Annotated in this window: 19 protein-coding genes and 1 pseudogene; 5 read left to right on the forward strand and 15 right to left on the reverse strand. The window is 71.3% G+C overall.

The window, feature by feature from the left end; translation table 11 throughout:
- Positions 1 to 43 precede the first annotated feature (43 nt).
- Positions 44 to 535, reverse strand: a complete 492-nt coding sequence (locus ABJI51_RS14175; RefSeq protein ID WP_348950946.1) for a DUF6912 family protein — start codon at positions 533 to 535, stop codon at positions 44 to 46.
- Positions 532 to 1,938, reverse strand: a complete 1,407-nt coding sequence (locus tag ABJI51_RS14180; RefSeq protein ID WP_348950947.1) for a WS/DGAT/MGAT family O-acyltransferase — start codon at positions 1,936 to 1,938, stop codon at positions 532 to 534. The genes ABJI51_RS14175 and ABJI51_RS14180 overlap by 4 nt, the downstream gene beginning before the upstream one ends.
- 34 nt (positions 1,939 to 1,972) lie before the next feature.
- On the opposite strand from ABJI51_RS14180, the gene ABJI51_RS14185 reads away from it, so the two are divergent.
- A complete protein-coding gene (locus tag ABJI51_RS14185; protein WP_348950949.1) occupies positions 1,973 to 2,734 on the forward strand; it encodes a TrmH family RNA methyltransferase in 762 nt (253 codons plus the stop codon).
- A gap of 1 nt (position 2,735) precedes the next feature.
- Here ABJI51_RS14185 and ABJI51_RS14190 read toward each other — a convergent pair whose 3' ends face one another.
- Positions 2,736 to 3,110, reverse strand: a complete 375-nt coding sequence (locus ABJI51_RS14190; RefSeq protein ID WP_348951849.1) for an HAD-IA family hydrolase — start codon at positions 3,108 to 3,110, stop codon at positions 2,736 to 2,738.
- 229 nt (positions 3,111 to 3,339) lie between these two features.
- On the opposite strand from ABJI51_RS14190, the gene ABJI51_RS14195 reads away from it, so the two are divergent.
- On the forward strand, positions 3,340 to 3,780 hold the full coding sequence (locus ABJI51_RS14195; protein WP_348950950.1) for an Rv3235 family protein: 441 nt from the start codon (positions 3,340 to 3,342) through the stop codon (positions 3,778 to 3,780).
- A 109-nt stretch (positions 3,781 to 3,889) separates the two neighbouring features.
- Here the strand turns inward: ABJI51_RS14195 and ABJI51_RS14200 are convergent, their stop codons facing one another.
- The 7 genes and pseudogenes from ABJI51_RS14200 to mtrA form a co-directional block, all read right to left on the reverse strand.
- Positions 3,890 to 5,083 (reverse strand): cytochrome P450, encoded by a 1,194-nt coding sequence (locus tag ABJI51_RS14200; RefSeq protein ID WP_348950952.1) that lies wholly within the window; start codon positions 5,081 to 5,083, stop codon positions 3,890 to 3,892.
- Positions 5,084 to 5,159: 76 nt separating this feature from the next.
- Positions 5,160 to 8,045 (reverse strand): preprotein translocase subunit SecA, encoded by a 2,886-nt coding sequence (gene secA, locus ABJI51_RS14205; RefSeq protein WP_348950954.1) that lies wholly within the window; start codon positions 8,043 to 8,045, stop codon positions 5,160 to 5,162.
- Between the two features lie 209 nt (positions 8,046 to 8,254).
- Positions 8,255 to 8,938: pseudogene (gene hpf, locus ABJI51_RS14210) on the reverse strand (ribosome hibernation-promoting factor, HPF/YfiA family); the annotation flags it as partial.
- A 706-nt stretch (positions 8,939 to 9,644) separates the two neighbouring features.
- A complete protein-coding gene (locus ABJI51_RS14215; RefSeq protein ID WP_348950955.1) occupies positions 9,645 to 9,824 on the reverse strand; it encodes a hypothetical protein in 180 nt (59 codons plus the stop codon).
- A gap of 777 nt (positions 9,825 to 10,601) precedes the next feature.
- The gene (locus ABJI51_RS14220; protein WP_348950957.1) at positions 10,602 to 12,332 is read right to left on the reverse strand and encodes an LpqB family beta-propeller domain-containing protein; all 1,731 of its coding nucleotides are present in this window, start codon (positions 12,330 to 12,332) and stop codon (positions 10,602 to 10,604) included.
- On the reverse strand, positions 12,329 to 14,053 hold the full coding sequence (gene mtrB, locus ABJI51_RS14225) for an MtrAB system histidine kinase MtrB (RefSeq protein WP_348950959.1): 1,725 nt from the start codon (positions 14,051 to 14,053) through the stop codon (positions 12,329 to 12,331). Before mtrB ends, ABJI51_RS14220 begins: the two co-directional genes overlap by 4 nt.
- 7 nt (positions 14,054 to 14,060) lie before the next feature.
- On the reverse strand, positions 14,061 to 14,738 hold the full coding sequence (mtrA, locus tag ABJI51_RS14230) for an MtrAB system response regulator MtrA (RefSeq protein ID WP_005150760.1): 678 nt from the start codon (positions 14,736 to 14,738) through the stop codon (positions 14,061 to 14,063).
- A gap of 326 nt (positions 14,739 to 15,064) precedes the next feature.
- Here mtrA and ABJI51_RS14235 point away from each other — a divergent pair, with 326 nt between their 5' ends.
- The gene (locus tag ABJI51_RS14235) at positions 15,065 to 15,850 is read left to right on the forward strand and encodes an IclR family transcriptional regulator (RefSeq protein WP_348950963.1); all 786 of its coding nucleotides are present in this window, start codon (positions 15,065 to 15,067) and stop codon (positions 15,848 to 15,850) included.
- On the opposite strand, the gene ABJI51_RS14240 is transcribed toward ABJI51_RS14235, so the two are convergent.
- Entirely contained in the window at positions 15,847 to 16,815 is a 969-nt protein-coding gene (locus ABJI51_RS14240; protein ID WP_348950965.1) for a helix-turn-helix transcriptional regulator, read from the reverse strand. The genes ABJI51_RS14235 and ABJI51_RS14240 overlap by 4 nt on opposite strands.
- Positions 16,816 to 16,879: 64 nt before the next feature.
- Here ABJI51_RS14240 and ABJI51_RS14245 point away from each other — a divergent pair, with 64 nt between their 5' ends.
- The gene (locus ABJI51_RS14245; RefSeq protein ID WP_348950967.1) at positions 16,880 to 17,329 is read left to right on the forward strand and encodes a hypothetical protein; all 450 of its coding nucleotides are present in this window, start codon (positions 16,880 to 16,882) and stop codon (positions 17,327 to 17,329) included.
- Here the strand turns inward: ABJI51_RS14245 and ABJI51_RS14250 are convergent.
- The 3 genes from ABJI51_RS14250 to ABJI51_RS14260 all read right to left on the reverse strand — a co-directional run bounded on the left by ABJI51_RS14250 (position 17,316) and on the right by ABJI51_RS14260 (position 19,366).
- Positions 17,316 to 17,951: a dTMP kinase gene (locus ABJI51_RS14250; RefSeq protein WP_348951851.1), complete on the reverse strand. Its 636-nt coding sequence runs from the start codon at positions 17,949 to 17,951 to the stop codon at positions 17,316 to 17,318. The two genes, ABJI51_RS14245 and ABJI51_RS14250, sit on opposite strands and share 14 nt — an antisense overlap.
- 81 nt (positions 17,952 to 18,032) lie before the next feature.
- Entirely contained in the window at positions 18,033 to 18,791 is a 759-nt protein-coding gene (locus ABJI51_RS14255) for a hypothetical protein (protein WP_348950969.1), read from the reverse strand.
- A complete protein-coding gene (locus ABJI51_RS14260) occupies positions 18,788 to 19,366 on the reverse strand; it encodes a papain-like cysteine protease family protein (protein ID WP_348950971.1) in 579 nt (192 codons plus the stop codon). The genes ABJI51_RS14255 and ABJI51_RS14260 overlap by 4 nt, the downstream gene beginning before the upstream one ends.
- A 246-nt stretch (positions 19,367 to 19,612) precedes the next feature.
- Here ABJI51_RS14260 and ABJI51_RS14265 point away from each other — a divergent pair, with 246 nt between their 5' ends.
- Positions 19,613 to 20,611, forward strand: coding sequence for a hypothetical protein (locus ABJI51_RS14265; protein ID WP_348950973.1), 999 nt, complete (start codon positions 19,613 to 19,615; stop codon positions 20,609 to 20,611).
- Positions 20,612 to 20,810: 199 nt separating this feature from the next.
- On the opposite strand, the gene ABJI51_RS14270 is transcribed toward ABJI51_RS14265, so the two are convergent.
- Positions 20,811 to 21,200: a YjdF family protein gene (locus tag ABJI51_RS14270; RefSeq protein WP_348950975.1), complete on the reverse strand. Its 390-nt coding sequence runs from the start codon at positions 21,198 to 21,200 to the stop codon at positions 20,811 to 20,813.
- Positions 21,201 to 21,282 lie beyond the last annotated feature (82 nt).

The following is a 21,282-nucleotide window of genomic DNA, read 5'->3' on the forward strand; positions in this document are numbered from 1 at the left end:
GTTGTCCACAAGCCGCTCCACCTGTGGACAACTCAGCCGAAACTCAGAGCAACTCCAGCAAGAACGGCAGTTCCTGCGGCGCGTACCAAGCCAGCTCGTGGTCCTCCGCGTCGCCCAGGACGAACTCTGCGTCCGGGTCGCCCAAGTCGGCCGCGTCGATCACCGCGGCCGCTGCTGCCACCGCTTCCGCCGCCTCCGGGGCGTCCACGTGGATTGCCGCCACCGCCGACAGCGGGACCGGGCGCGCCAGGCGGACCACCGGGGCGTCCAGGTCCGGACGCAACGTCACGTCCGAAACGTCCGCCGACACCACCACCCGGCGGGGCTCGCCCTTCTCCTCCGCCGCGATCAGGCGCAGCGATGCCCGGGCCGCGTCCAGCAGTGCCGCGTACTCCAGCTCCTCGTCGCTGCCGCTCACGTACGCCTCGCGCAACGCCGGCGTCAGCGCGAACGCCGTTCCGCTGCGGGCGCGGAACTCGCCCGACGACTCGAGGTCGCGAAGCATCGCGATGGTCGCAGGCAGATAGACCCTCACCAGTGCGCACCCTTCAGCTCTTCCAGGGACTCTTCGATCATCCCGGCCAGGAGGTCCACGTCGAAGGCGGCCTTGCGGTCGCCGTTGAGTCCGAAGTAGACGCCGCCGTGGTACGACGTCACCCCGATCGCCAGCGCCTGCGTGCGCATCAGCGGCATCACCGGGAACATCTCGACCAGTCTGGCCTCTCCCGCGTACATCGGCACCTGGGGACCCGGTGAATTGGTCACCATGACGTTGAAGATGCGCCCCGACAGCGACCCCGCCGCTCGCGCGCCGAGGGAGTGGAGCGTAGCCGGAGCGAATCCGCCGACCTTGAGCAGCCCGCGTGCCGCCACCGACCGGCCCGAGTCCAGGTGCTCGGCCATCGCGTGGCCGACGTGCTGCAGGCGCAGCACCGGGTTCGGCTCGCCGACCGGCAGATCCACCAGGTAGGCCGCCACCTGGTTGCCGACCAGCGCCGGCGTCGAGTACTCCGCCGTCTCGGCGTCGCGCACCGCCATCGGCACCAGCGCGCGGATCGTCGTGTCCGGCGTCAGCTGCTCCTCGCGCGACAGCAGCCACTCGCGCAGCGCACCCGTGATGGCCGCCAGCACGACGTCGTTGACCGTTCCGCCGTGCGCCGCGCGGATCTTCCGGAAGTCCTCCAGGCGCGTGCGAACCACGGCGAACACGCGCCCGCCGGAGACCCGGACGTTCAGCGGACCGGACGGCGCCGGGTTCACCAGCGTCCGCAGCGTCGACGCCATCCCGCCGACGGTCTCGGCGAACTTGCCCGCCGCCGCGGCCGCGTCCATCGCCACCGACCGGACGTTCTCCACCACCTCGCCCGGCCGCTGGACGCCCTCGCTGATCGCGTCCAGCATCAGCTGGGTGCGGCTCGGCTCGCGGCGCGGCGTCCAGATGTCCTCGAACGGCTCCGGCTCGGCCGGGGCCGGGTCGAGGATCAGCTGGCCGAGCTCGATCGTGCCGACACCGTCCACAACGGACTGGTGGGTCTTCGTCACCAGCGCCACCCGGTCGCCGGCCAAGCCCTCGATGAAGTACGCCTCCCACAGCGGCCGTTCCGGGGCCAGCCGGCGCGACATCAGGCGCGCCACCAGGTCGAACAGCTGCTCGTCGCTGCCCGGCTGGGGCAGCGCCGAGCGCCGGACGTGGTAGTTCAGGTCGAAGTCGACGTCGTCCACCCACACCGGCCGCGCGAGGTGGCCTGGCACCTCCATGACGCGCTGGCGGTACCGCGGCAGGAACGCCAGCCGCCCGCCGATCAGGTCCAGCAGCTGTGCGTAGGTGAACCCGGAGCGTGGCCGTTCGAAGATCGCCACCCCGCCGACGTGCATCGGAGTCGCGTGGTCCTCGACGTACAGGAACGAGGCGTCCAGCGCGGAAAGGCGGTCGGGCATGAGCCGATCCTTACACAGTGAAAGACTGCCGGGTGTGGGTGATGAGTCGACAATCTCGCCGAAGGACCGCTTCCTGACCGTGTACGGCCGGAAGCCGGTGCTCGAAGCACTGGCCGACGACGGCCTGCGCGTGGACAAGGTGATCCTCGCCGACACCGCCCGTGGTCCCGGGGCGGCGGAGATCCAGCGCGCCGCGAAGGCCGCCGGCGTGCCGGTGCAGCGCGCGAGCGCGCACCGGGTCAAGGTGCTCGCCGGCAACGGCAAGCAGGACCAGGGCGTGCTCGCCGACGTCGTTGCCCCGCGTATGCGCGCACTGAGTGCAGCACTGTCGGACCGGCGTCCGCCGTCGCGGGTGCTGCTGCTGGACGGCATCACCACGCCCGCGAACGTCGGCATGATCCTGCGCACGGCGACCGCCGCCGGGCTGGACGGCGTGATCGTGCCGCGCCGCGGTGTCGCGGCGCTGGACCCGCTGGTCGTCAAGGCGTCGGCCGGGGTGGCGTTCCGCGCGCCGGTGCTGCGCTGCGGTTCGGCGCGGGAAGCCGCCGAGATGCTCACCGACGCCGGCTACGGGCTGTACGCGCTCGGTGCGTCGGCGAAGACGACGGTGTTCGATGTGGACCTTCCGCAGCGCGCGGCGTTCGTGCTCGGCGGCGAGACGGCCGGTGTCGGCGAGGAGGTCGGCGAATTGGTCACGGAATGGCTGTCCATTCCGATGCCGGGTGACGTCGAATCGCTGAACGTCTCGGCCGCCGCGGCCGTGCTGTCGTTCGAACTGGTCCGCCGCGCGCGCTGACTCAGCCGTCCGGAAACAGCACCTCCAGTTCGGCGAGGGTTTCCTCGACCGACCGGTGGTGCACCCCGACCATGCCCGCCTGGACCGCGCCGCGGATGTTCGTCGCGGAGTCGTCGACGAACGCACACGACATCGCGGGCAGGCCGAGCCGCTCGGCGGCGATCACGTAGACGGCCGGGTCGGGCTTGGCCACGCCGACCTCTCCGGAAAACACCAGAGCGTCGAAATAGTCGAACAAGGTGTTCTTGACCTGCTCGGACGCGCCGGGCGCGTTGGACAGCAGAGCGGTGCGGACGCCGCGCTCGCGCACGCCGGCGAGGTAGTCGTAGAAGCGGCTTGCATCGGGATCGGTGAGAACTCCGGCGAAATCGACCAACAGCCCTTTCAGCACCCGGCACACCATAGCCGGGGGCGATGACCCGTGTCTCGCAGAGCGCAACAAACGGTTGCCCGGTTTAGCGCATCCCGCGCGCGCAATCCACGGCTTCGGCGGTTCTCGCCCGGATCGGGCGATTCCTGACACTTTCCGGCCCGTTCCCGCCTCTAAGCGGGGCAGGCGGTGAAATGCCGAGTCGGGAGGGCAGGAAATGATCGAGGAACACCGGGTGAGAACGCTGCGGCACTACGAGCCGGCCCGCCGGGCGGACCGGCCGGAAACCCTGGCACCACAGGAGAATCGGCGCACCGGCACCCGGTGGCCGACGCCGAGACAGCTCGAGGCGAGCGAGGTCGGCCGCCTGCTCGGCATGCTGCTGGAGGCCTACGACGGCCGCCGCCCGGCGGCCCAGATCCGCGCGTTGGTGGCACCGGAGGTGTACTCCGGACTCAGCGGGCCACGCCTGGCACGGCCGCGGCACCGGACGCAGACGATCCACACGTGCACACCGCGGCCGGGCGTGATCGAGGCCTGCGCCCGGGTGGAGGCGGACGGGAGGTCGTTCGCCCTGGCGGCCCGCTTCGCCCGCACGGAGCGGGGATGGCGGTGTGAGCGCTTCGCGCTGCTGAAGCCGGGCGGTCCGGGTCAGTCGAGCCGGCGCGCGGCGTGAGGTGGAGGTGTGGGGCGAGGGCGCCGCCAGTAGAGGCGAAGCACGGTCCCGGGCGTCCCACGGTGGTCCTGCAACCAAGGCCACCTTGGGGCGCATCCGCCGAGCCGTCTCACGCCACCGGCAGGCTCGACAAACCCCGCAGGGTTGTCGTCGGGTTCCACTGCGGGGTGCCTGCCAGTCGCAGCTCCGGGCGGCGGCGGGCCAGTTCGCGGAACGCGATCCGGCCCTCCAGCCGCGCCAGTGGGGCGCCGAGGCAGAAGTGGATTCCCTGGCCGAACGCCAGGTGGCGGCCTGGCTCGCGGGACGGGTCGAACGATTCCGGGTCGGCGCCCGTTGCCGGGTCGCGGTTGGCCGCTCCGAGCAGGACTATCACCTGGCTTCCGGACGGCACCGCCGACGTCCCGAGCGTCGTGTCGCGCAGCGCTGTGCGTGCCGTCAGCTGGACCGGGGAGTCGTAGCGCAGCGTCTCCTCCACCACCCGGTCCGGCGCCTCCGCCGCCGGGCGCAGGCCGCCGGGGTGGTGCAGCAGGGCCAGGACGCCGTTGCCGATCAGATTCGTCGTCGTCTCGTGGCCGGCGATCAGCAGGAGCGTCAACGTCACCAGCAGCTCGCCCTCGCTCAGCACGTCGCCCGCGTCGGACACCGCGACCAGTGCCGACAGCAGGTCGTCGCCCGGCTCGCGGCGGCGGTGCCCGGCCAGCTCGCGGAAGTACGCGACGAACGACTGCCGGGCCCTGACCGCCGGCTCCACCGTCTCCGGGCTCTGCAGGAACGGCGGGTCCAGCGCCCGCGCCATCGCGTGCGACCACTCCGCGAACCGCTCGCGGTCGTCCAGCGGCACGCCGAGCAGCTCGGCGATCACCTCCACCGGCAACGGCTTCGCCAGCGCCGTCATCACGTCGAACTCCGGCGGCGCGCGGTCGATCAGGTCCGCCGCGATCTGTTCGATCCGCGGCGCCAGCCGCTCGACCATCCGCGGGGTGAACGCCTTCGCCACCAGCCGCCGCAGGCGCGTGTGGTCGGGCGGGTTCAGCGACAGGAACGCCCGGACCACGCGTCCCGACTCGTCGACCGGCTGGTCCGGGAGCCGGTCCGCCGGATCCAGGTACTCCGGTTCCGGGTGGCCGAACGCCGGGTCGCGCAGCACCTGCGTGGCTTCGGCAAGGCCGCTGACCACGAACATCCGCTCGGCAGGCGCCGCGACCGGCAGGCGCTCACGCCACTTCCGGTAGTGCGGGTACGGGTCCGCCCGCCGCTCGGCGGCGAACAACGCGAAGAACTCCTGCGGATCGACCTCGGCCACGTGCCGCTCCCCCGATTGACTGCCGAAAAAAGGCCGGGGTGTGCGGACGTCCCGCACACCCCGGCCCCGGCTCACGTCAGCGACGCGGGCCCTTCTTGCCCTTCTTCTGCGCGTCACGCTGGGCGGCGCGGCGCTCGCGGCGGGACGCCCCGCCACCGCCGCCCGCGGCCTGCGCGCCACCGTCGGTGTGGGACTCGACCTCGCCGTCCTCGCCCGGGCCGGACAGCGTCATGCCCGTCTGCGGGGCACTGCCGCCGAGGCCCTTGCCGCGCAGCGCGGCCGGGACGGACTCGGTGTCGGTCGCCGGCGGCTGCGGCGGCGCCGGACGCGCGTGGCGGCCCTCCGTCGCCTGGCCGTTGCCGGCCGCGACACCCGCGGGCAGCGCCGCCGCGTCCTCCGCCGGCGGTGCCTCGGCCCGCTCGACCTGCAGGTTGAACAGGAAGCCGACGGCCTCCTCCTTCAGCGAGTCGAGCATCGCGCGGAACATGTCGAAGCCCTCGCGCTGGTACTCGATCAGCGGGTCACGCTGCGCGAGCGCCCGCATGCCGATGCCCTGCTTGAGGTAGTCCATCTCGTAGAGGTGCTCGCGCCACTTGCGGTCCAGGACCGTCAGCATCACCTGGTGCTCCAGGGTCCGCATGCCGTCCGGGCCGACCAGCGCGTTGATCTCCTCTTCGCGCTTGTCGTAGGCGCGGCGGGCGTCGTCGAGCAGCGCCTGGCGCAGGCCGTCCGCGTCGAGGTCGCCGTCCTCCATCAGCTCGTCCCAGGTCACGCTGACCGGGTACAGCGTCTTCAGCGCCGACCACAGCTTCTCGTGGTCCCAGTCCTCGGCGTAGCCGTTGGCGGTCGCACCGTCCACATAGGCGTTGACGACGTCCTCGAGCATGCCCTCGATCTGGTCGCGCAGGTTCTCGCCGGCGAGGATGCGGTGGCGCTCGGCGTAGATCACCTTGCGCTGCTCGTTCATGACCTCGTCGTACTTGAGGACGTCCTTGCGCTGCTCCATGTTGATCTGCTCGACCTGGGTCTGCGCGCTCTTGATGGCCTTGGAGACCATCTTGTGCTCGATCGGCACGTCGTCGGGCAGCCGCATGGTCGTCATGACGCGCTCGACCATCGTCGCGTTGAAGCGGCGCATGAGCTCGTCACCGAGCGACAGGTAGAAGCGGGACTCGCCCGGGTCGCCCTGACGGCCCGACCGGCCGCGGAGCTGGTTGTCGATGCGGCGCGACTCGTGCCGCTCGGTGCCCAGCACGTACAGCCCGCCGGCCGCGCGCACCTCCTCGGCCTCGGCCTTGACCTCGGCCTTGACCTTCTCCAGGGTCGCGGGCCAGGCGGCCTCGTACTCCTCGGAGTGCTCGACCGGGTCGAGGCCCTGCTCGCGCAGCACCTGGTCGGCGATGATGTCCGGGTTGCCGCCCAGCACGATGTCGGTACCGCGGCCCGCCATGTTCGTGGCGACCGTGACGGCGCCCTTCTGGCCGGCGCGCGCGACGATCAGCGCCTCGCGGTCGTGGTGCTTCGCGTTCAGCACCTCGTGCGGCACGCTCAGCTTCACCAGCAGCTTCGACAGGTGCTCGGACTTCTCGACGCTCGTCGTGCCGACCAGCACCGGCTGGCCCTTCTCGTGCCGCTCGGCGATGTCCTCGGCGACGGCCTCGAACTTGGCCTGCTCGGTCTTGTAGATCAGGTCCGGCTGGTCCTGGCGGATCATCGGCCGGTTCGTCGGGATCGGCACCACACCCAGCTTGTAGGTCTGGTGGAACTCGGCGGCCTCGGTCTCGGCCGTACCGGTCATGCCCGACAGCTTGTCGTAGAGCCGGAAGTAGTTCTGCAGCGTGATCGTCGCCAGCGTCTGGTTCTCGGCCTTGATCTCGACCTTTTCCTTGGCCTCGATCGCCTGGTGCATGCCCTCGTTGTAGCGGCGGCCGTGCAGGATGCGCCCGGTGAACTCGTCGACGATCATGACTTCGCCGTTGCGGACGATGTAGTCCTTGTCGCGGTGGAAGAGTTCCTTCACCTTGAGCGCGTTGTTCAGGTACCCGACCAGCGGGGTGTTCGCGGCCTCGTACAGGTTGTCGATGCCGAGCTGGTCCTCGACGAACCGGACGCCCTTCTCGGTCACCGCGACGGTGCGCTTCCGCTGGTCGACCTCGTAGTGGTACTTCGAGTTGATCAGGTTCGTCTTCTCGACGCGCTCGCGCGACCCCATCGTGGTGGTGTCGATGCCCTGCATCAGCGGCGCGAGCCGGGCGAACTCGACGTACCAGCGCGACGACTGGTCGGCCGGGCCGGAGATGATCAGCGGCGTCCGGGCCTCGTCGATGAGGATCGAGTCGACCTCGTCGACGATGGCGAAGTTGTGGCCCCGCTGCACGCAGTCGTCGAGGCTCCACGCCATGTTGTCGCGCAGGTAGTCGAAGCCGAACTCGTTGTTCGTGCCGTAGGTGATGTCGGCGTTGTACTGGGCGCGCCGGACGTCCGGCTGCTGCTCCGAAAGGATGACGCCGACCTCGAGGCCGAGGAACCGGTGGATGCGGCCCATCCACTCCGAGTCGCGCTTGGCCAGGTAGTCGTTCGTGGTGACGACGTGCACGCCCTTGCCGGGGATGGCGTTGAGGTAGGCAGGCAGGACGCAGGTCAGGGTCTTGCCCTCACCGGTCTTCATCTCGGCGACCTGACCGAGGTGCAGCGCCGCGCCACCCATGAGCTGGACGTCGAAGTGGCGCTGGCCGAGCACCCGCTTGGCCGCCTCGCGGACGACCGCGAAGGCCTCCGGCAGCAGCTCGTCGAGCGACTCCCCTTCGCCGTTCCGCTTGCGGAACTCGTCGGTCTTGGCCCGCAGCTCGGCGTCGGTCAGGTCCTTGACGTCGTCTTCGAGGGAGTTGATGTGATCGGCGATGTTGCGCAGCCGCTTCACCATCTTGCCCTCACCCGCGCGGAGCAGGCGGTTCAGCACCATCCGGTCGACCTCACTAGCTGATCATGAGCGCGCCCAGGCCGGTCCCGGGCAGGTTCTCCCGCGGCGGCGGCCGTGTTCGGCGCCACCTTCCCACCCCCATCGTAGGGAACGGTGGCCGTCGTGTGCACACGCCGTACGTCCTGACGTGCGGACGGCCCGCACGCGAGCGCGTGCGGGCCGTCGGCCCCGGCCGCCGGATGACCGGGGGCGCCCAGCCCGCTGACGCCGTAGTCGAAGCCTTTCCGCCGGTAGACCACGCTGGGCCGGCCCGCTTCGGAGTCGTTGAAGAGGTAGAAGTCGTGGCCGACCAGCTCCATCTCGTAGAGAGCCTGGTCCACCGTCATGGGTTCCGCGGTGTGCTGTTTTTCGCGAACGACGCGGCCGGGCTGGTGACCCAGGTCGTCGTCGGCCCAGCTCTGCTGCTGGGGCAGGTGGATCTCTTCGGCACTCGCGAAGCCGTTCGTCTGCGGCTCGGCTTCGGGTGCGTCCAACACCGCGGTCCGCGCGGCGGGACTGGCTGCGGCCGGGGATCCACCACCGGGCAGCATCGAGGTCGCTTCGGCGACCGATTCCGGGCGGCTGCGCCCGTAGTGAACGCGCCTCCGGTCGTGTGTCCTCCGCAGCCGGTTTTCGAGCTTGGTGACTGCGGAATCGAGCGCTGCGTAGAAGTCGGCGGCACACGCTTCAGCGCGCACGGCCGGGCCCCGCCCCTTTCCGGTGATTTCGACGCGCTGGCAACTCTTGGCCTGGCGCCGGTTGGGTTCGTGGAACAGTTCCACGTCGTACCGGATGACTTTCCTGTCATAGCGCTCGAGCCGGGCCAGCTTTTCGCCGACGAGTGCCCGATAGTGGTCGGGCACCTCCACGTTGCGGCCCTTAACGACGATGTCCATACACGACCTCCCTCGCTTCGATGACTGCGAGCTGTTGTGTTTTCACACGGCGCCGGTATTGCGGGGACGGAAGCCCGGATCGCGGGCTGAGAAGGAACTCGGAAAACGGTTCACGACGTCTCGTGCCGGTGACCGAGCGCGGACTCAGCGCACCTCCGGCGCCAGGGACATGGGCTCGTCACCTCCCTGCCTGCGGGGATTGCTGATTGCGGAGCACGTTAGCTTCCTCACGCCCGTTACAACAGCCCCCGAGCCGGGGGATGTCAGGGGATGGGACTCCGTCACCCCGCGCAGTGATCGCGGGATGGGCGCCGCAAAACACCCGCCGGTCGGACGCGCCGCGGTCGCCGTGCTTTCACACGGACGGCGCATCGTCGCCTGCCGATGGACGCCGAGGGTGACGGCCCCGCCCGCCGCAGCCGCCACTCCGGTGGAGTGGTGTGGCGGCCGAGTGGTCGTGGTGCGCACCCTCATGCCCGGACAACGGGCGCCGGTCCGTTCGCGTTCCCGCCGAGCATCACTCTTGTAGGTGACATCGCGTTCACCCGGGCGCCGTTCTGGTCATTGACCTGGGGATCCTGGGTTCCGGGTGGCTTCCGGACGGCCGGAACCGGTACCGGATCCGTCCTCTTCGGACCCGGCCTGCGCGCACCGGCCGGCGGTGGCACAGTGGTGGCCATGGATCACCCGGCGGTCGAGCGGCTCCTCACCCGGCGGCGAGCAGGGTCAGGACGGCGGAGACCGTAAAGCCCTCGTCCGCGAGCGCCCGCACGCAGGCCGCGGCGGTGGCGCCCGTGGTGACCACGTCGTCCAACAGCACGATCGGAATTCCCGGCGGTGGCCGTCCGGCTTCCCGGAACCGCAGCCTGCCCGCAAGGTTGGCCACCCGTTCCGCGCGACCGAGGCCGACCGCGTCGCGGGCTTGGCCGGACAGCTGCAGGGCGGGCGCGACGGCGACTTCGAAGCCACGCGCGGCGAGGGTGCTCGCTGCGGCGTTGGCCAGGAGTTCGACGTGCGGGCCGCCACGGACCCGGGCCGCCGAGGGACGGCTTGGTGCCGGGACCAGGCACAGCGACCGGGACTTCGGTGGGGCCGGTGCACGGCTATGGGGTTCGGTGGCTGCGGTGGAGGGGTGAGGGCGGGGCTCGGCTGGGATGGCCGGACCAGCTCCGGAACGGAGACTTGGATCAACACGGCGAGGCTCGACCGGATCAGGCCGAGGCTTGGCCGGGATGGCTCCGTCCGGCTGAAGGGCAGGTTCGACTGAGATGGCCGGATCGGCTGCGGAACAGCCACCCCGATCAACCACGGCCCCACCCGTCAACGGCAGCACCGTCAACGCCTCCGCCAGCGCCCGTCCCAAGGACGGCGCCAGGTCCCGGCGCCCCCGTTCCTTGTACGCGATCAGTAACCGCCGCCCCACCCCTCGGTACCGCGCCAGTGCGAACACGCGCACCAGACCCGCCGTGGGCACGCGGACCACCTCCGTCGCCCTTCCCCACACCTCCGCACATCTGGCGCAGCAGGGCTCGCCGCGTGCTCCGCAGGCGGCGCAGCGGCTCGGGACCAGGAAATCGAGCAGTTTCTTCAGCACACGGACAGTGTCACGACCGGCACCGACAGTTTCGGGCGTCCAGTCGTCACTCCACCGGGTGAAACCGGCTCAGCCCGGGTAGAACGGGTCCGCTTCCTTCATCGAGTGGGCGTGGGGGCGCCAGACCTCGCCCAGCACCGAGGCCGTCCAGAGGCCGTTCGCGTCCGCCACCACGATCGGGCGGTCGGGGGCCGCCGTCACGCCGTGGACCGGCGTTGTCAGGTTGGAGCTGTTGAACGCGTCCAGGCGCTGGCCGTCCACCGTCACCTTGACCACCGGCTGGGACATCGACTTCGTCACCGCCACCAGGTCCTGGCCGATCCAGTCCGCGTCGACCACTTCCTCCAGGTCGTGCGGCTGGAGGTGGCGGGGCTCGCGCAGCGACACCGAGTCGTCCGCGCCCACCACGGCGGCCACCCACAGCTGGCCCTTGATCACCGCCGCGACGCGGGCGCCGTCGCGGGAGAAGCGCAGCTCCGTGATGCCGCCCTGCTGGATCAGGTCCGTGGCGTTGACGTGCAGCGGGGTCCACTGGCCGTTCGGGCCCATCACCATGCGGCCGACCGTGAACTGGTCGGTCACCGTCCACACCTCGCCGGTGCCGGGGCGCCACGTCGGACGGGTCATCGTGCTGCCGCTCAGGTTGCCCAGCGGCAGGTCGTGGCCCAGGTCGCCGATCCGCAGCCGGACGCCGCCGCCGCTGCGTTCCACCACCGCCAGGCGCTTGCCGTCGATCGACTGGGCCGCGCTCACGACGTCGTAGCCGCCGTTGCCCGCCGGGCCGGGGACCGGGGCGCCGTCGGTCAGCGAGCGCACCCGGCCGTCGACCGTCGCCAGGCCCTGCAGTTCCAGTTTCAGCGACAGGGCCGCGCCGTACGCGGGCAGGTCGTTCGGGCGCCAGTCCGGGTGGTTCGCCACCAGCGGGGCGCCGTCGGCGAGGATCCGGATCCGCGCCGACGTCACGTACTGCAGGGACAGCACGATCTGCGCGGCGATCAGCTTCCGGACGTCGTCGGGCACGCCCGTCAGCCCGGTCAGCGGCACCACCAGCGTCCCGTCGTCGAGGCTCTTGACGTTCGTGTCGATCTCGATGGGCTCCCCGAGCAGGTTCCGCACGGCGCCTGCCAGGCTCGGCGACGGCCCGCTGACCAGCAGGTCCATCACCCTTCCCGGCAGCCCGGACTGCGGTTTCGCCACGACGTAGCGCCGGTCGGGGACGAACGTGGCCGCGGTGTCGGAATAGAAGCTCACCGGCACCGGCGTGTAGTTCTCGCTGAAGTCGGACTCGGTCGCGTACAGGTCCGACGGCGGGTCGACGATCCGCCAGGGCCCGTCCTTGCCCTGCTTGCGCACCTTCACCTGGAGCGCGGCCGAGGTGTAGTCCGGCACGAACGCGTTGTGCTGGTCCAGCGTGCCGACGTCGACGCCGCGGACGTTGACGACCTGCGTGTTCGGGTCCGGCTGCGGGCTGGTGTCGTAGACCGTGCCGAAGGTGTCCTGGATGATCGTCAGGCTCCGGCTCGGCCGCCAGTCCGCCCGGCCCTGCTCGTCCAGGTAGGCGCGGGCGGCCGCGTAGTTGGCCCCCGGCTTGAGCGTCGCCCGGATGAAGCCGCGGACCAGCGTCAGCGGGTCGGTGTCCGGCGGCGGGTCCGGCACCACGTCACCCGTGCCCGGCCCCTGCCGCTCGCCGGGGACGACCACCGGCTGCGATTCCAGCGGCACGTTCGCGCAGCCGGCGAGCAGCACGAAGCACAACGCCGTCAGCAGCAGCCGGGACGCCCGGAAAGCCTGGTGTTTCACTGACCGATTCCCTCACGTTCGGCGAAGATCGCCTCCGGCGCCGGCGTGACGTCGATGACGCCGAGGTGCACCTCGGTCATCGGATGGTCGGGCGGCGGCAGGCTCAGCGGCGGGTCGCCGACCGGCACGTCCTGGCGGCGCGGCAGCACGAGCCGGAAGCAGGCGCCGTGGCCGGGCTCGCCCCACGCGTCCAGGTCGCCGCCGTGCAGGCGCGCGTCCTCCTGGCTGATCGCCAGGCCGAGGCCGGTGCCGCCGGTGCGGCGGTTGCGGGACGGGTCGGCCCGCCAGAACCGGTTGAACACCAGGTCCGCTTCGCCGGGCCGCAGGCCGACGCCGTGGTCCCGGACGGTGATGGCGACGGCGGTGTCGTTGGCCGCGACGGTCAGCACCACCGGCTTGCCTTCGCTGTGGTCGACGGCGTTCGCGAGGAGGTTGCGCAGGATCCGCTCGACGCGCCGGGCGTCGACCTCGGCGATCACTTCCTGCTCGGGCAGCACCAGCTCGACCGAGCTGCCCGCGTTGCCCGCGATGACCCGCACCTGCTCGACCGCGCGGGTGGCGATCGGGCGGACGTCGATGAACTCCGCGGCCAGCTCCTCGACACCGGCGTCGAGCCTGCTGATCTCCAGCAGGTCGCCGAGCAGTGCCTCGAACCGGTCGAGCTCGTCGACCAGCAGCTCGGTCGAGCGCGCGAGCCCGGCCGGGAACTGCTCGCGCGACGCGTGCAGCACGTCCGCGGCCATCCGGACGGTGGTCAGCGGCGTGCGCAGCTCGTGCGAGACGTCGGAGGTGAACCGGCGCTGCAGGCCGCCGAACTCCTCGAGCTGGCGGATCTGGCGCTGGATGCTCGCCGCCATCTCGTTGTAGGACACCGCGAGCTTCGCCAGGTCGTCCTCGCCGAGCACGGCGAGGCGCTGGTCGAGGTCGCCGCCGGCGAACTGCTCGGCCGCGGCGGCGGCCTGCCGGACCGGCCGCACCACCTGGCGGGTCACCAGGTTCGTGATGCCCGCCAGCAGGAGCAGCAGCACCAGGCCGCCGACCAGCAGCGTGTTCTGCACGGTGGCGACGGTGTTCTGTTCCGTCGTCAGCGGGAACAGCAGGTACAGCTGCAGCGGCGTGGCGACGGTGTTGAGCGGCGTGCCGACGATCAGGTACGTCGTGCGCCCGCCGCCGGCGTCGGGGACGGTGTGCTCGAGCCAGCTCGTCCGGTCGGCTTCGACGAACTGGCGCAGCCGCGGCGGCACGTCCCGGAACGGGCCCGCGAACGCCTGGCTGCCGCCGCTCTGGTCGCGCCCGACGCTGGCGAGCACCGGGACGAACGTGCCCGCCGCCGACCCGGCCGCGTCCTGGCTGGCCGGCGTGATCGCGATCTTCTTCAGCGCGTTCTCGAGCCGGTTGCGCAGCGCCTCCTCACTCTCGGCGCCGAGGCCGACCAGCTCGCCGGCCGCGGTTTCGGCGGCCGCCCTCGTCTGGGCGATCGCCGCGTCGCGCTTGGTGTCCAGCAGCCGGTCGGTGATCTGGTTCTGCAGCACCATGCCCAGCACGAAGACCACGGCCGAGGACAGCGCGAGCGTCGACACCGTGACGCGGAACTGCAGCGAGTGCTTCCACAGCTCGTTGAACGCGACCGCCCGACGGCGCGCGAAAACGACGACACGCCGTACCAGGCGTGCCGTCGAACGCGCGAAGGCGGGGATCCGTCTGCCGGTCGCGAGCGTCATCGCCGGATCACGGCGGGCCGGCCTTGTACCCGACACCGCGAACGGTCAACACCACCTCGGGGTGCTCGGGGTCCTTCTCGACCTTGGACCGCAGCCGCTGGACGTGCACGTTCACCAGCCGCGTGTCGGCCGCGTGGCGGTAGCCCCACACCTGCTCCAGCAGGACCTCGCGGGTGAACACCTGGCGCGGCTTGCGGGCCAGCGCCACCAGCAGGTCGAACTCCAGCGGGGTCAGCGGGATGGCCTTGCCCTCGCGGGTGACCTCGTGGCCCGGCACGTCGATCGCCAGGTCGCCGATGGTGAGCGACTCCGCGGGCTCGGCTTCGGTGCGGCGCATCCGGGCGCGGACCCGGGCGACCAGCTCCTTCGGCTTGAACGGCTTGACGACGTAGTCGTCCGCGCCGGACTCCAGGCCGAGGACGATGTCCACGGTGTCGCTCTTGGCGGTGAGCATGACGATCGGCACCCCGGACTCGGCGCGGATCGCCTTGCAGACGTCGATCCCGTTCATCCCGGGCAGCATCAGGTCGAGCAGGACGAGGTCCGGCTTCAGCTCGCGCAGCGCGGGCAGCGCGCGTGAGCCGTCGGCGACCACCGCCGTGTCGAACCCCTCCCCACGGAGCACGATGGTGAGCATCTCCGCGAGGGCGGGGTCGTCGTCGACCACGAGAACACGTGCCTTCATGTCCACATATTCGCACTAGTTCCGGCGCCCGCACGCACGACCCGCGTGTTTGACCACCAGAAAGATCAAGATCGCGACCGGTTCCTGCTCCATCCGGGTGGCCGTGGACGGTCCGTGGAGGCCGGTGCGGCCTCCACGGACCTGCGATGGAAGCACGGGACGGCGTCCGGTGGAGAACGACTGACCGGACGCCGGAATGGTGCGTGAAGGTTGCGCAGGACGCGCCTGCGCGCCTCCTGCGCAACAATCGGACATCGCCGGCGGCCTCGTCAAGAGATTCGCCCACTCAGCCGATAGGACCGGCCCGGAACGGATACTGTTGCGCCATGCGGAACCAGGACTCGGGCAACGCAACTCAGAGCCAGGTGCAGTCGGTCGACCGCGCGATCAGCGTGCTGGAACTGCTGGCCCGGCACGGCGAAACCGGCATCACCGAGATCGCGGGCGAACTGGGCGTCCACAAGTCGACCGCGTCGCGGCTGCTGAGCGTCCTGGAGTCCAGAGGCCTGGTCGAGCAGCTCGGCGAACGCGGGAAGTACGCGATCGGCTTCGGCGTCGTGCGGCTGGCCGGCGCCGCGACCGGCCGGATGGACCTGGCGAAGCTGGGCCGCGCCTGCTGCCAGACGCTCGCCGAAGAACTCGGCGAGACGGTGAACATCGCCATCGCCGACGACGGCGTCGCCATCAACATCAGCCAGGCCCGCGGTTCCGCGGCGATCACCACGCAGAACTGGACCGGCCAGCGCACGCCGCTGCACGCGACCTCCAGCGGCAAGATCCTGCTGGCGTACATGGGCGAAACCGAGCGCAAGCGGGTGCTGAAGCGCAAGCTCGAGCAGTACACGCCACGCACGACGGTCGACCCGGAAGAGCTGACGGCCGAACTGAAACGCGTCGTCGAGGACGGCTACGCGGCCTGCTACGAGGAACTCGAACTCGGGATGCACGCGGTCGCCGTGCCGATCCACGGCCCCGGCGGCGAAGTCGTCGCGGCGATGAGCGCTTCCGGGCCGTCGTACCGGCTTTCGAAGCAGCGCGTGAAGCAGATCGTGCAGCCGATGACCGAGGCGGCGGACGAACTTTCCGCGCAGCTGGGGTACTTCCGCGGCTAGGGGTACAGCCGCGCCATCGCGCGGATCGTGGTTCCCATGTGGGCCACCAGTTCCGGCGGCGCCAGCACCTGCGCGTCCGCGCCGAGCCGCAGCAGTCCCGCGGCCGCGTGCGGCACGCTTTCCAGCGGCACGCGGGCGCGGCGCCACCCGTCGGCGTCCTCGGGTTCCAGCGTGCGATCGGCGAGCCGGGCCGCTCGCGGGCCGAGGATGTCCGGCAGCGCGGCGATCCCGGACGGCGACAGGCGGACGACGGCGGTCTCGCCGGTTTCGTTCTCCTCGTAGCGTTCGACGTGGGCGCGCCAGAAGCCGGCCAGGTCGAAGCCGCCGGGCCGGGTGAAGTGCTCGTCGAGGGCCCGCAGCCGCTGGATGTTCGCGACGCGGTAGGTCCGCGGCCCCGGCTCGGCGACGAGGTACCAGACCCCCGCCTTGAGGACCAGGCCGAGCGGGCGCAGCCGCCGCGTGACCACCCCCGGCGTGGGCGACCAGCGGCGGTAGCGGATCTCGACGACCCGGTCCTGCCACAGCGCTTCCGCGGCGGCGAGCAGCTGCGGCACCGGGTCGGCCTCGCGGTACCAGCCGGGCGCGTCGAGGTGGAAGCGCTGGCGGATGCGCACCGACGCGTCCCGGTACGGCGTCGGCAGCGCCGCCATCAGCTTCAGCTCCGCGGCCGCCACCTGGGCACCCAGGCCCAGCTCGGCGGCGGGCTGCGGCAGCCCGGTGAGGAACAGCGAGCCTGCCTCGTCCTCGGTCAGGCCGGTCAGCCGGGTCCGGTAGCCGTCCATCAGCTGGTAGCCGCCGTTCGGGCCGCCCTCGGCGTAGATCGGGACGCCGGCGGCGGCGAGCGCTTCGACGTCGCGGTACACCGTCCGCGCGGTCACGCCGAGTTCCGCCGCCAGCCTGGCGGCACTCATCCGGCCCCGGTTCTGCAGCAACAGCACCAGGGACATCAGCCGGCTCGCACGCACGCCGCGAAGTCTGCCAGCCACCACTGACAGAAGATGTCAGTGGTGGCCCTCCAAGATCGCCGTCATGAACGACTTCGACTTCCTCCACGGCTCCTGGACCGTCGTCAACCGGCGCCTCAAGACGCTCTTCTCCGGCAGTGACGACTGGGACGTCTTCCCCGGCACCGCCACCTGCCGTCCGATCCTGGGCGGCGGCGGCAACGCCGACGAGATCTTCTTTCCCGAGCAGGGTTTCCACGGCTTCACGCTGCGGCTGTTCGACGTCGACCGGAAGGAGTGGTCGATCTACTGGGCCAGCAGCCGCACCGGGCGGCTCGAACCGCCGGTCGTGGGCACCTTCACCGGCGGCCGCGGCGACTTCTACGGGGACGACACATACGAGGGCAGGCCCATCCGGGCGCACTTCATCTGGTCGGACATCACGGACACCTCGGCCCGCTGGGAGCAGGAGTTCTCCGCCGACGGCGGGAAGACCTGGGAAAGCAACTGGGTGATGGAACTCACCCGGAGCTGAGCAGAGCCGCGGCCAGCGCTTCGTGGTCGACGCCCGCGACGCCGTCGAGGACGTGCCACGGCGCGAGCCAGCCGGACGCGGCCAGCTCGTCGTACACCGCCGCGCACCGCCGCTGCAGGCCGTCGTCGGTCTCGAAGCTGTCGCGCTCACGGGCCGCCTCGGCTTCCGCGCGGCGTTCGGCGCGCTCGGCCGCCACCGCGGGCGCGACCCGCAGCAGCAGGTGCGCGTCCGGGCGGGGCAGGCCGAAGCGGCCGACTTCCAGCTCCCACACCCACTTCACGACTTCGCCGGCCGCGTCCTGACGCAGGCGCGCGGCCGCGTACGCGGCGTTGGACGCGACATAGCGGTCCAGCAGGACGACGTCGTGCGCGTCCAGCAGCGCGCGGATGTCGTCCGCGGCGCCGCTGCGGTCCAGCGCGTAGAGCACGGCCATGCCGTACACGGAGTCGGCGAGGTCGCCGTGCCCGCGGTGCAGTGCTTCGCGGACGAGGTCGGCGTGCACGCTCTTGCCGTAGCGCGGGAACGCCAGCGACGCCACGCTCGCGCCCTTGGCGCCCAGCGCCGCCGTCAGCCCGTCGGCCAGCGTGCGCTTGCCCGCGCCGTCGAGCCCTTCGATGACCACCAGTCGACCCACGACGCCATTATCGGTGGTTGACCGGCGGGCCCGGTGGAAGGGGATCGGCACCGGGCCCGCCGGTTCGTCTCAGGCGGGATGCCGCCGCAGGTGGAAGACGTATCCGGCGCCGCTGACGGCCAGCACGCCGACGAGGATCAGCAGTGGCACCCAGCCGGTGTCGTGGCTGGACGGCGCCGTCCCGCCGTCGCCGCGGGGCATCACCTGCGACGTCGCGTCGAAGCCGCCCGCCTCGCCGGTGCGGTCGTAGACCGAGCCGGGGAGCTTGTCGGCGTAGCGGCCTTCGACGGCGCGCTGGTAGTCCGCGACGGCGACCGCGGGCCGCTGCTCCGACAACGGCGTGACCCGGCCGTCGCGCACCGCGTACCAGGCGTCGACCTGGGGCTCGTGCAGCAACTGCGCCCCCGCGGGCAGCTGCCGGGCGTACGCGCTCTCGACGTCGCCCGAGGCGATGTTGCCGATCTGCCAGGAGCCGTCGGCACCGCGGACCGACCAGAGCGTCGCGGTCCGGCCGTCGGATGCCCGGGCGGGAATCGCGAAGTAGGCGAACTCGCCCGGCGCCGCGCCCGGCTTGCCCGCGACGAAGTCCGGCGACAGCTCGTACACCGGGTAGGCGTCCGGCTCGATCCGCACCGAGACCGGCGCCTGTGCTCCCGGCGCCTGGGCGAAGAAGCGGACCAGCGTGTCCTCCAGGCCCGCCGCCGCGGTGTGCGCGGCCACGGCGTCGGCGCTGCCGATGACGGCGGCCTGGGCCGCGCCTGACACCGGAGCCGTCATCAGCAGCGCCGCGCCGGTCAGCACGGCGAGCACCACCGCCCGCCTGCTCATCGGGTGATCCCGGTGAGCGTGTGCGTCCAGGTGAACGCCGGGTTCTTCGCGTAGAAGCCGTAGGTCGACCAGTTGTAGCGCTTGGCGGGTCCGGGATCACCCCAGAAGATCCAGTCGCCGCGGGTGTCGTAGCCGTAGAGGACGTGCGAGTGACCGCCGCCCGAGCGGTACCCCACCCGCGTCTGAACGGGCCGGTCGGCCGCGGTCTGCGTCCGGACCGCCGCGGCGGTGATCGGGTGGTCGAGGTAGCGGCCCGGCGAGGTGAACCCGAGCCGGGCGAAGGCACGCTGCGGGTCGGCGAGCGTGCCGGGGAGGTTCGCGCAGTCCGGCCCGGTTCCGCCGTGCGCGAGCAGGCAGAACTGCGTCTGGCTGACGGCGGCGCCGTGGAAGGCGGCGATGGCGTTGCCCGCCCCCGCCCAGCACCACTGGGTCTTCTGCTGGGCCTGCAGCGTGATCGGGTTGCGGTGGGTCGGCGGCACGCCGGGCGCGGCTGCTTGGGACTGCGTCGGCGCGACGAGGCACAGCAGCAGGCTCACGGCCAGGACGGCGTGGACCTGGCTCGACTTCACCAGCACAGATGGCCTCCTGTGAGGAGTGGGCGAACCAGCGGTGGTCACAACGGTGAACAACGCGGTCACCCCGAGCAAGAACGCCATCCGGAGGAACGGACCGTTCCGGGTCATAACCGGAACGCGGAACAGTCACCCTTACGTGGCCAACCACCCTGAACGGGGGTCGGCACGGCCACTCTACGCTGCTAACGTGAACGTTCCGCGGTGTTCACGCCCAGCGCACACACTGGTCGGGTGAAGGGACGAGCGGTGGTACAAGACGGGAACCTCCCACTGATCATCGATGGCGCCCGCACGACCCGGGCATCGGTCGCCGAGCTGCCGAAAGAGCTGACCGAGGCGCTCCGCACCGGTGAGTTCCACCACGCACTCCGGCTGGCGATCGCCTACCGCGGCCTCTCGCTGGCCCGGCTGCGCGCCCACCTGGCCCTCCGCGGCGTCCAAATCGGACAGTCGACGCTGAGTTACTGGCAACGCGGGCTGCGTCAGCCCGAGGTGCCGAAGGCGCTGCCGGCGGTCCGGGCGCTCGAATCGGTCCTCCAGCTGCCTGCGGACGCGCTGGTGGTGCTGATCGGGCCCCGCCTGGTCCGCCGCGGCCACCAGCCGGCGGCGTCGTTCCACGACCTGCGCTCCGGCGACATGGGATCGATCGTGGAGGACCTGCTGGCCGAGCTGGGCGCGTACCCGTCGTCGAACCACTACAACGCCGACCTGGAGCTGCTGTCGGTCCACGACACGATCACGTTCGACGCGGAACACCGCCAGGTGAGCCTGCGCACCCGGCTGGTGACGCGCGCCCGCCGTCACGGCCCGGACCGCTACCTGACGGTGTACAACGGCGACCCGGGCTGCCGCATCGACGACGTCGAGCTGATCACCGACGAGGGCTGCCGGGTGGGCCGGATGCGGCGCAACCCGGACGCGGACACGATGGCGACCGAGCTGCTGTTCGACCGCAAGCTCGCCGAGGGCGACATCCACGTGTTCTGCTTCGAGGTCCGCGACGACTCGGGTTCGGCGTCCCCCGGGTACTACCGGATGCTGCGCGACCGGTGCGCGAGTTACCTGGTCCAGCTGCGGTTCGACCGCAACGCGCTCCCGGCCCGGTGCACCCGCCAGGTCCGCGCCCGCGACGACGCCCTGCCGGTGGTGGCCGAGGAACTGCCGTGCGACATGGGCGGAGTCAGCAGCGCGTTCTTCAGCGACGCGGGGCCCGGATTGGCCGGGGTCGCGGTGGAGTGGAACTGACGGTGTGATGCCCCGCCAATCACGCGTGATGCCCGTGGGTGCACATGTGATGCCCCTTCGTTCACGGATGAGGCCCGTCGAATCGCGGGATTGGTGTGATTGAGCGCGGAACTCGCGTGATCCGGGGCGGAACTCGCGTGATTGAACGGGCATCACGTGTGATTGGGCGGGCATCACGTGTGATTGGAGGGGCATCTCGTCAGCGGCCGCGGTGTTTGGCTCGGGACTTGGCCTTTGCCAGGGCCCGGCGGCGAGCGGCCTCGGCCGCGGCTCGGCGTTTGCGGGCCGCTTTGTTCTCCGCCGCGCGCACGGTGACTGCGTCGCGCAACGCGCGTTGGGCGGCCGTGCCGATACCCACCTCGTCGTGGATTCGCCGCTTGGGACGGCGGTCGGCCGGGACCGGCGGGGCCGCGCGGGCTTCGTCGGCCAGGCGGACGAAGTCGCGGCCGGACGCGAAGGCCGCCAGCTCGGCGTTGTTCGGCTCGGCGCCGAAGATGTGACGGGCGGCCCGGACCAGGCCGTCTTCGTGGATTTCGTAGACGCCGACCCAGAACCGGCCGTCGTGGTACAGCGTGAACACCCCGCTCATCGGGAAACCTCCAGGCATGACGGATCAGCCTGGCGTCACCGGTTTCCCTTGCGGGACAACGAGCCGCGAGCGGCCGCCCGGA

The organism is Amycolatopsis melonis, assembly GCF_040064235.1.
Classification (GTDB): domain Bacteria; phylum Actinomycetota; class Actinomycetes; order Mycobacteriales; family Pseudonocardiaceae; genus Amycolatopsis; species Amycolatopsis melonis.

Excerpts from the sequence above, each read along its gene's own strand:
- ABJI51_RS14180 (WP_348950947.1), bottom strand. The coding sequence starts at position 1,938 with ATGCCCGACCGCCTTTCCGCGCTGGACGCCTCGTTCCTGTACGTCGAG.
- secA (WP_348950954.1), bottom strand. The coding sequence starts at position 8,045 with ATGGTGCTGAACCGCCTGCTCCGCGCGGGTGAGGGCAAGATGGTGAAG.
- mtrB (WP_348950959.1), bottom strand. The coding sequence starts at position 14,053 with ATGACGCTCGCGACCGGCAGACGGATCCCCGCCTTCGCGCGTTCGACG.
- mtrA (WP_005150760.1), bottom strand. The coding sequence starts at position 14,738 with ATGAAGGCACGTGTTCTCGTGGTCGACGACGACCCCGCCCTCGCGGAG.
- ABJI51_RS14235 (WP_348950963.1), top strand. The coding sequence starts at position 15,065 with ATGCGGAACCAGGACTCGGGCAACGCAACTCAGAGCCAGGTGCAGTCG.
- ABJI51_RS14245 (WP_348950967.1), top strand. The coding sequence starts at position 16,880 with ATGAACGACTTCGACTTCCTCCACGGCTCCTGGACCGTCGTCAACCGG.
- ABJI51_RS14255 (WP_348950969.1), bottom strand. The coding sequence starts at position 18,791 with ATGAGCAGGCGGGCGGTGGTGCTCGCCGTGCTGACCGGCGCGGCGCTG.
- ABJI51_RS14270 (WP_348950975.1), bottom strand. The coding sequence starts at position 21,200 with ATGAGCGGGGTGTTCACGCTGTACCACGACGGCCGGTTCTGGGTCGGC.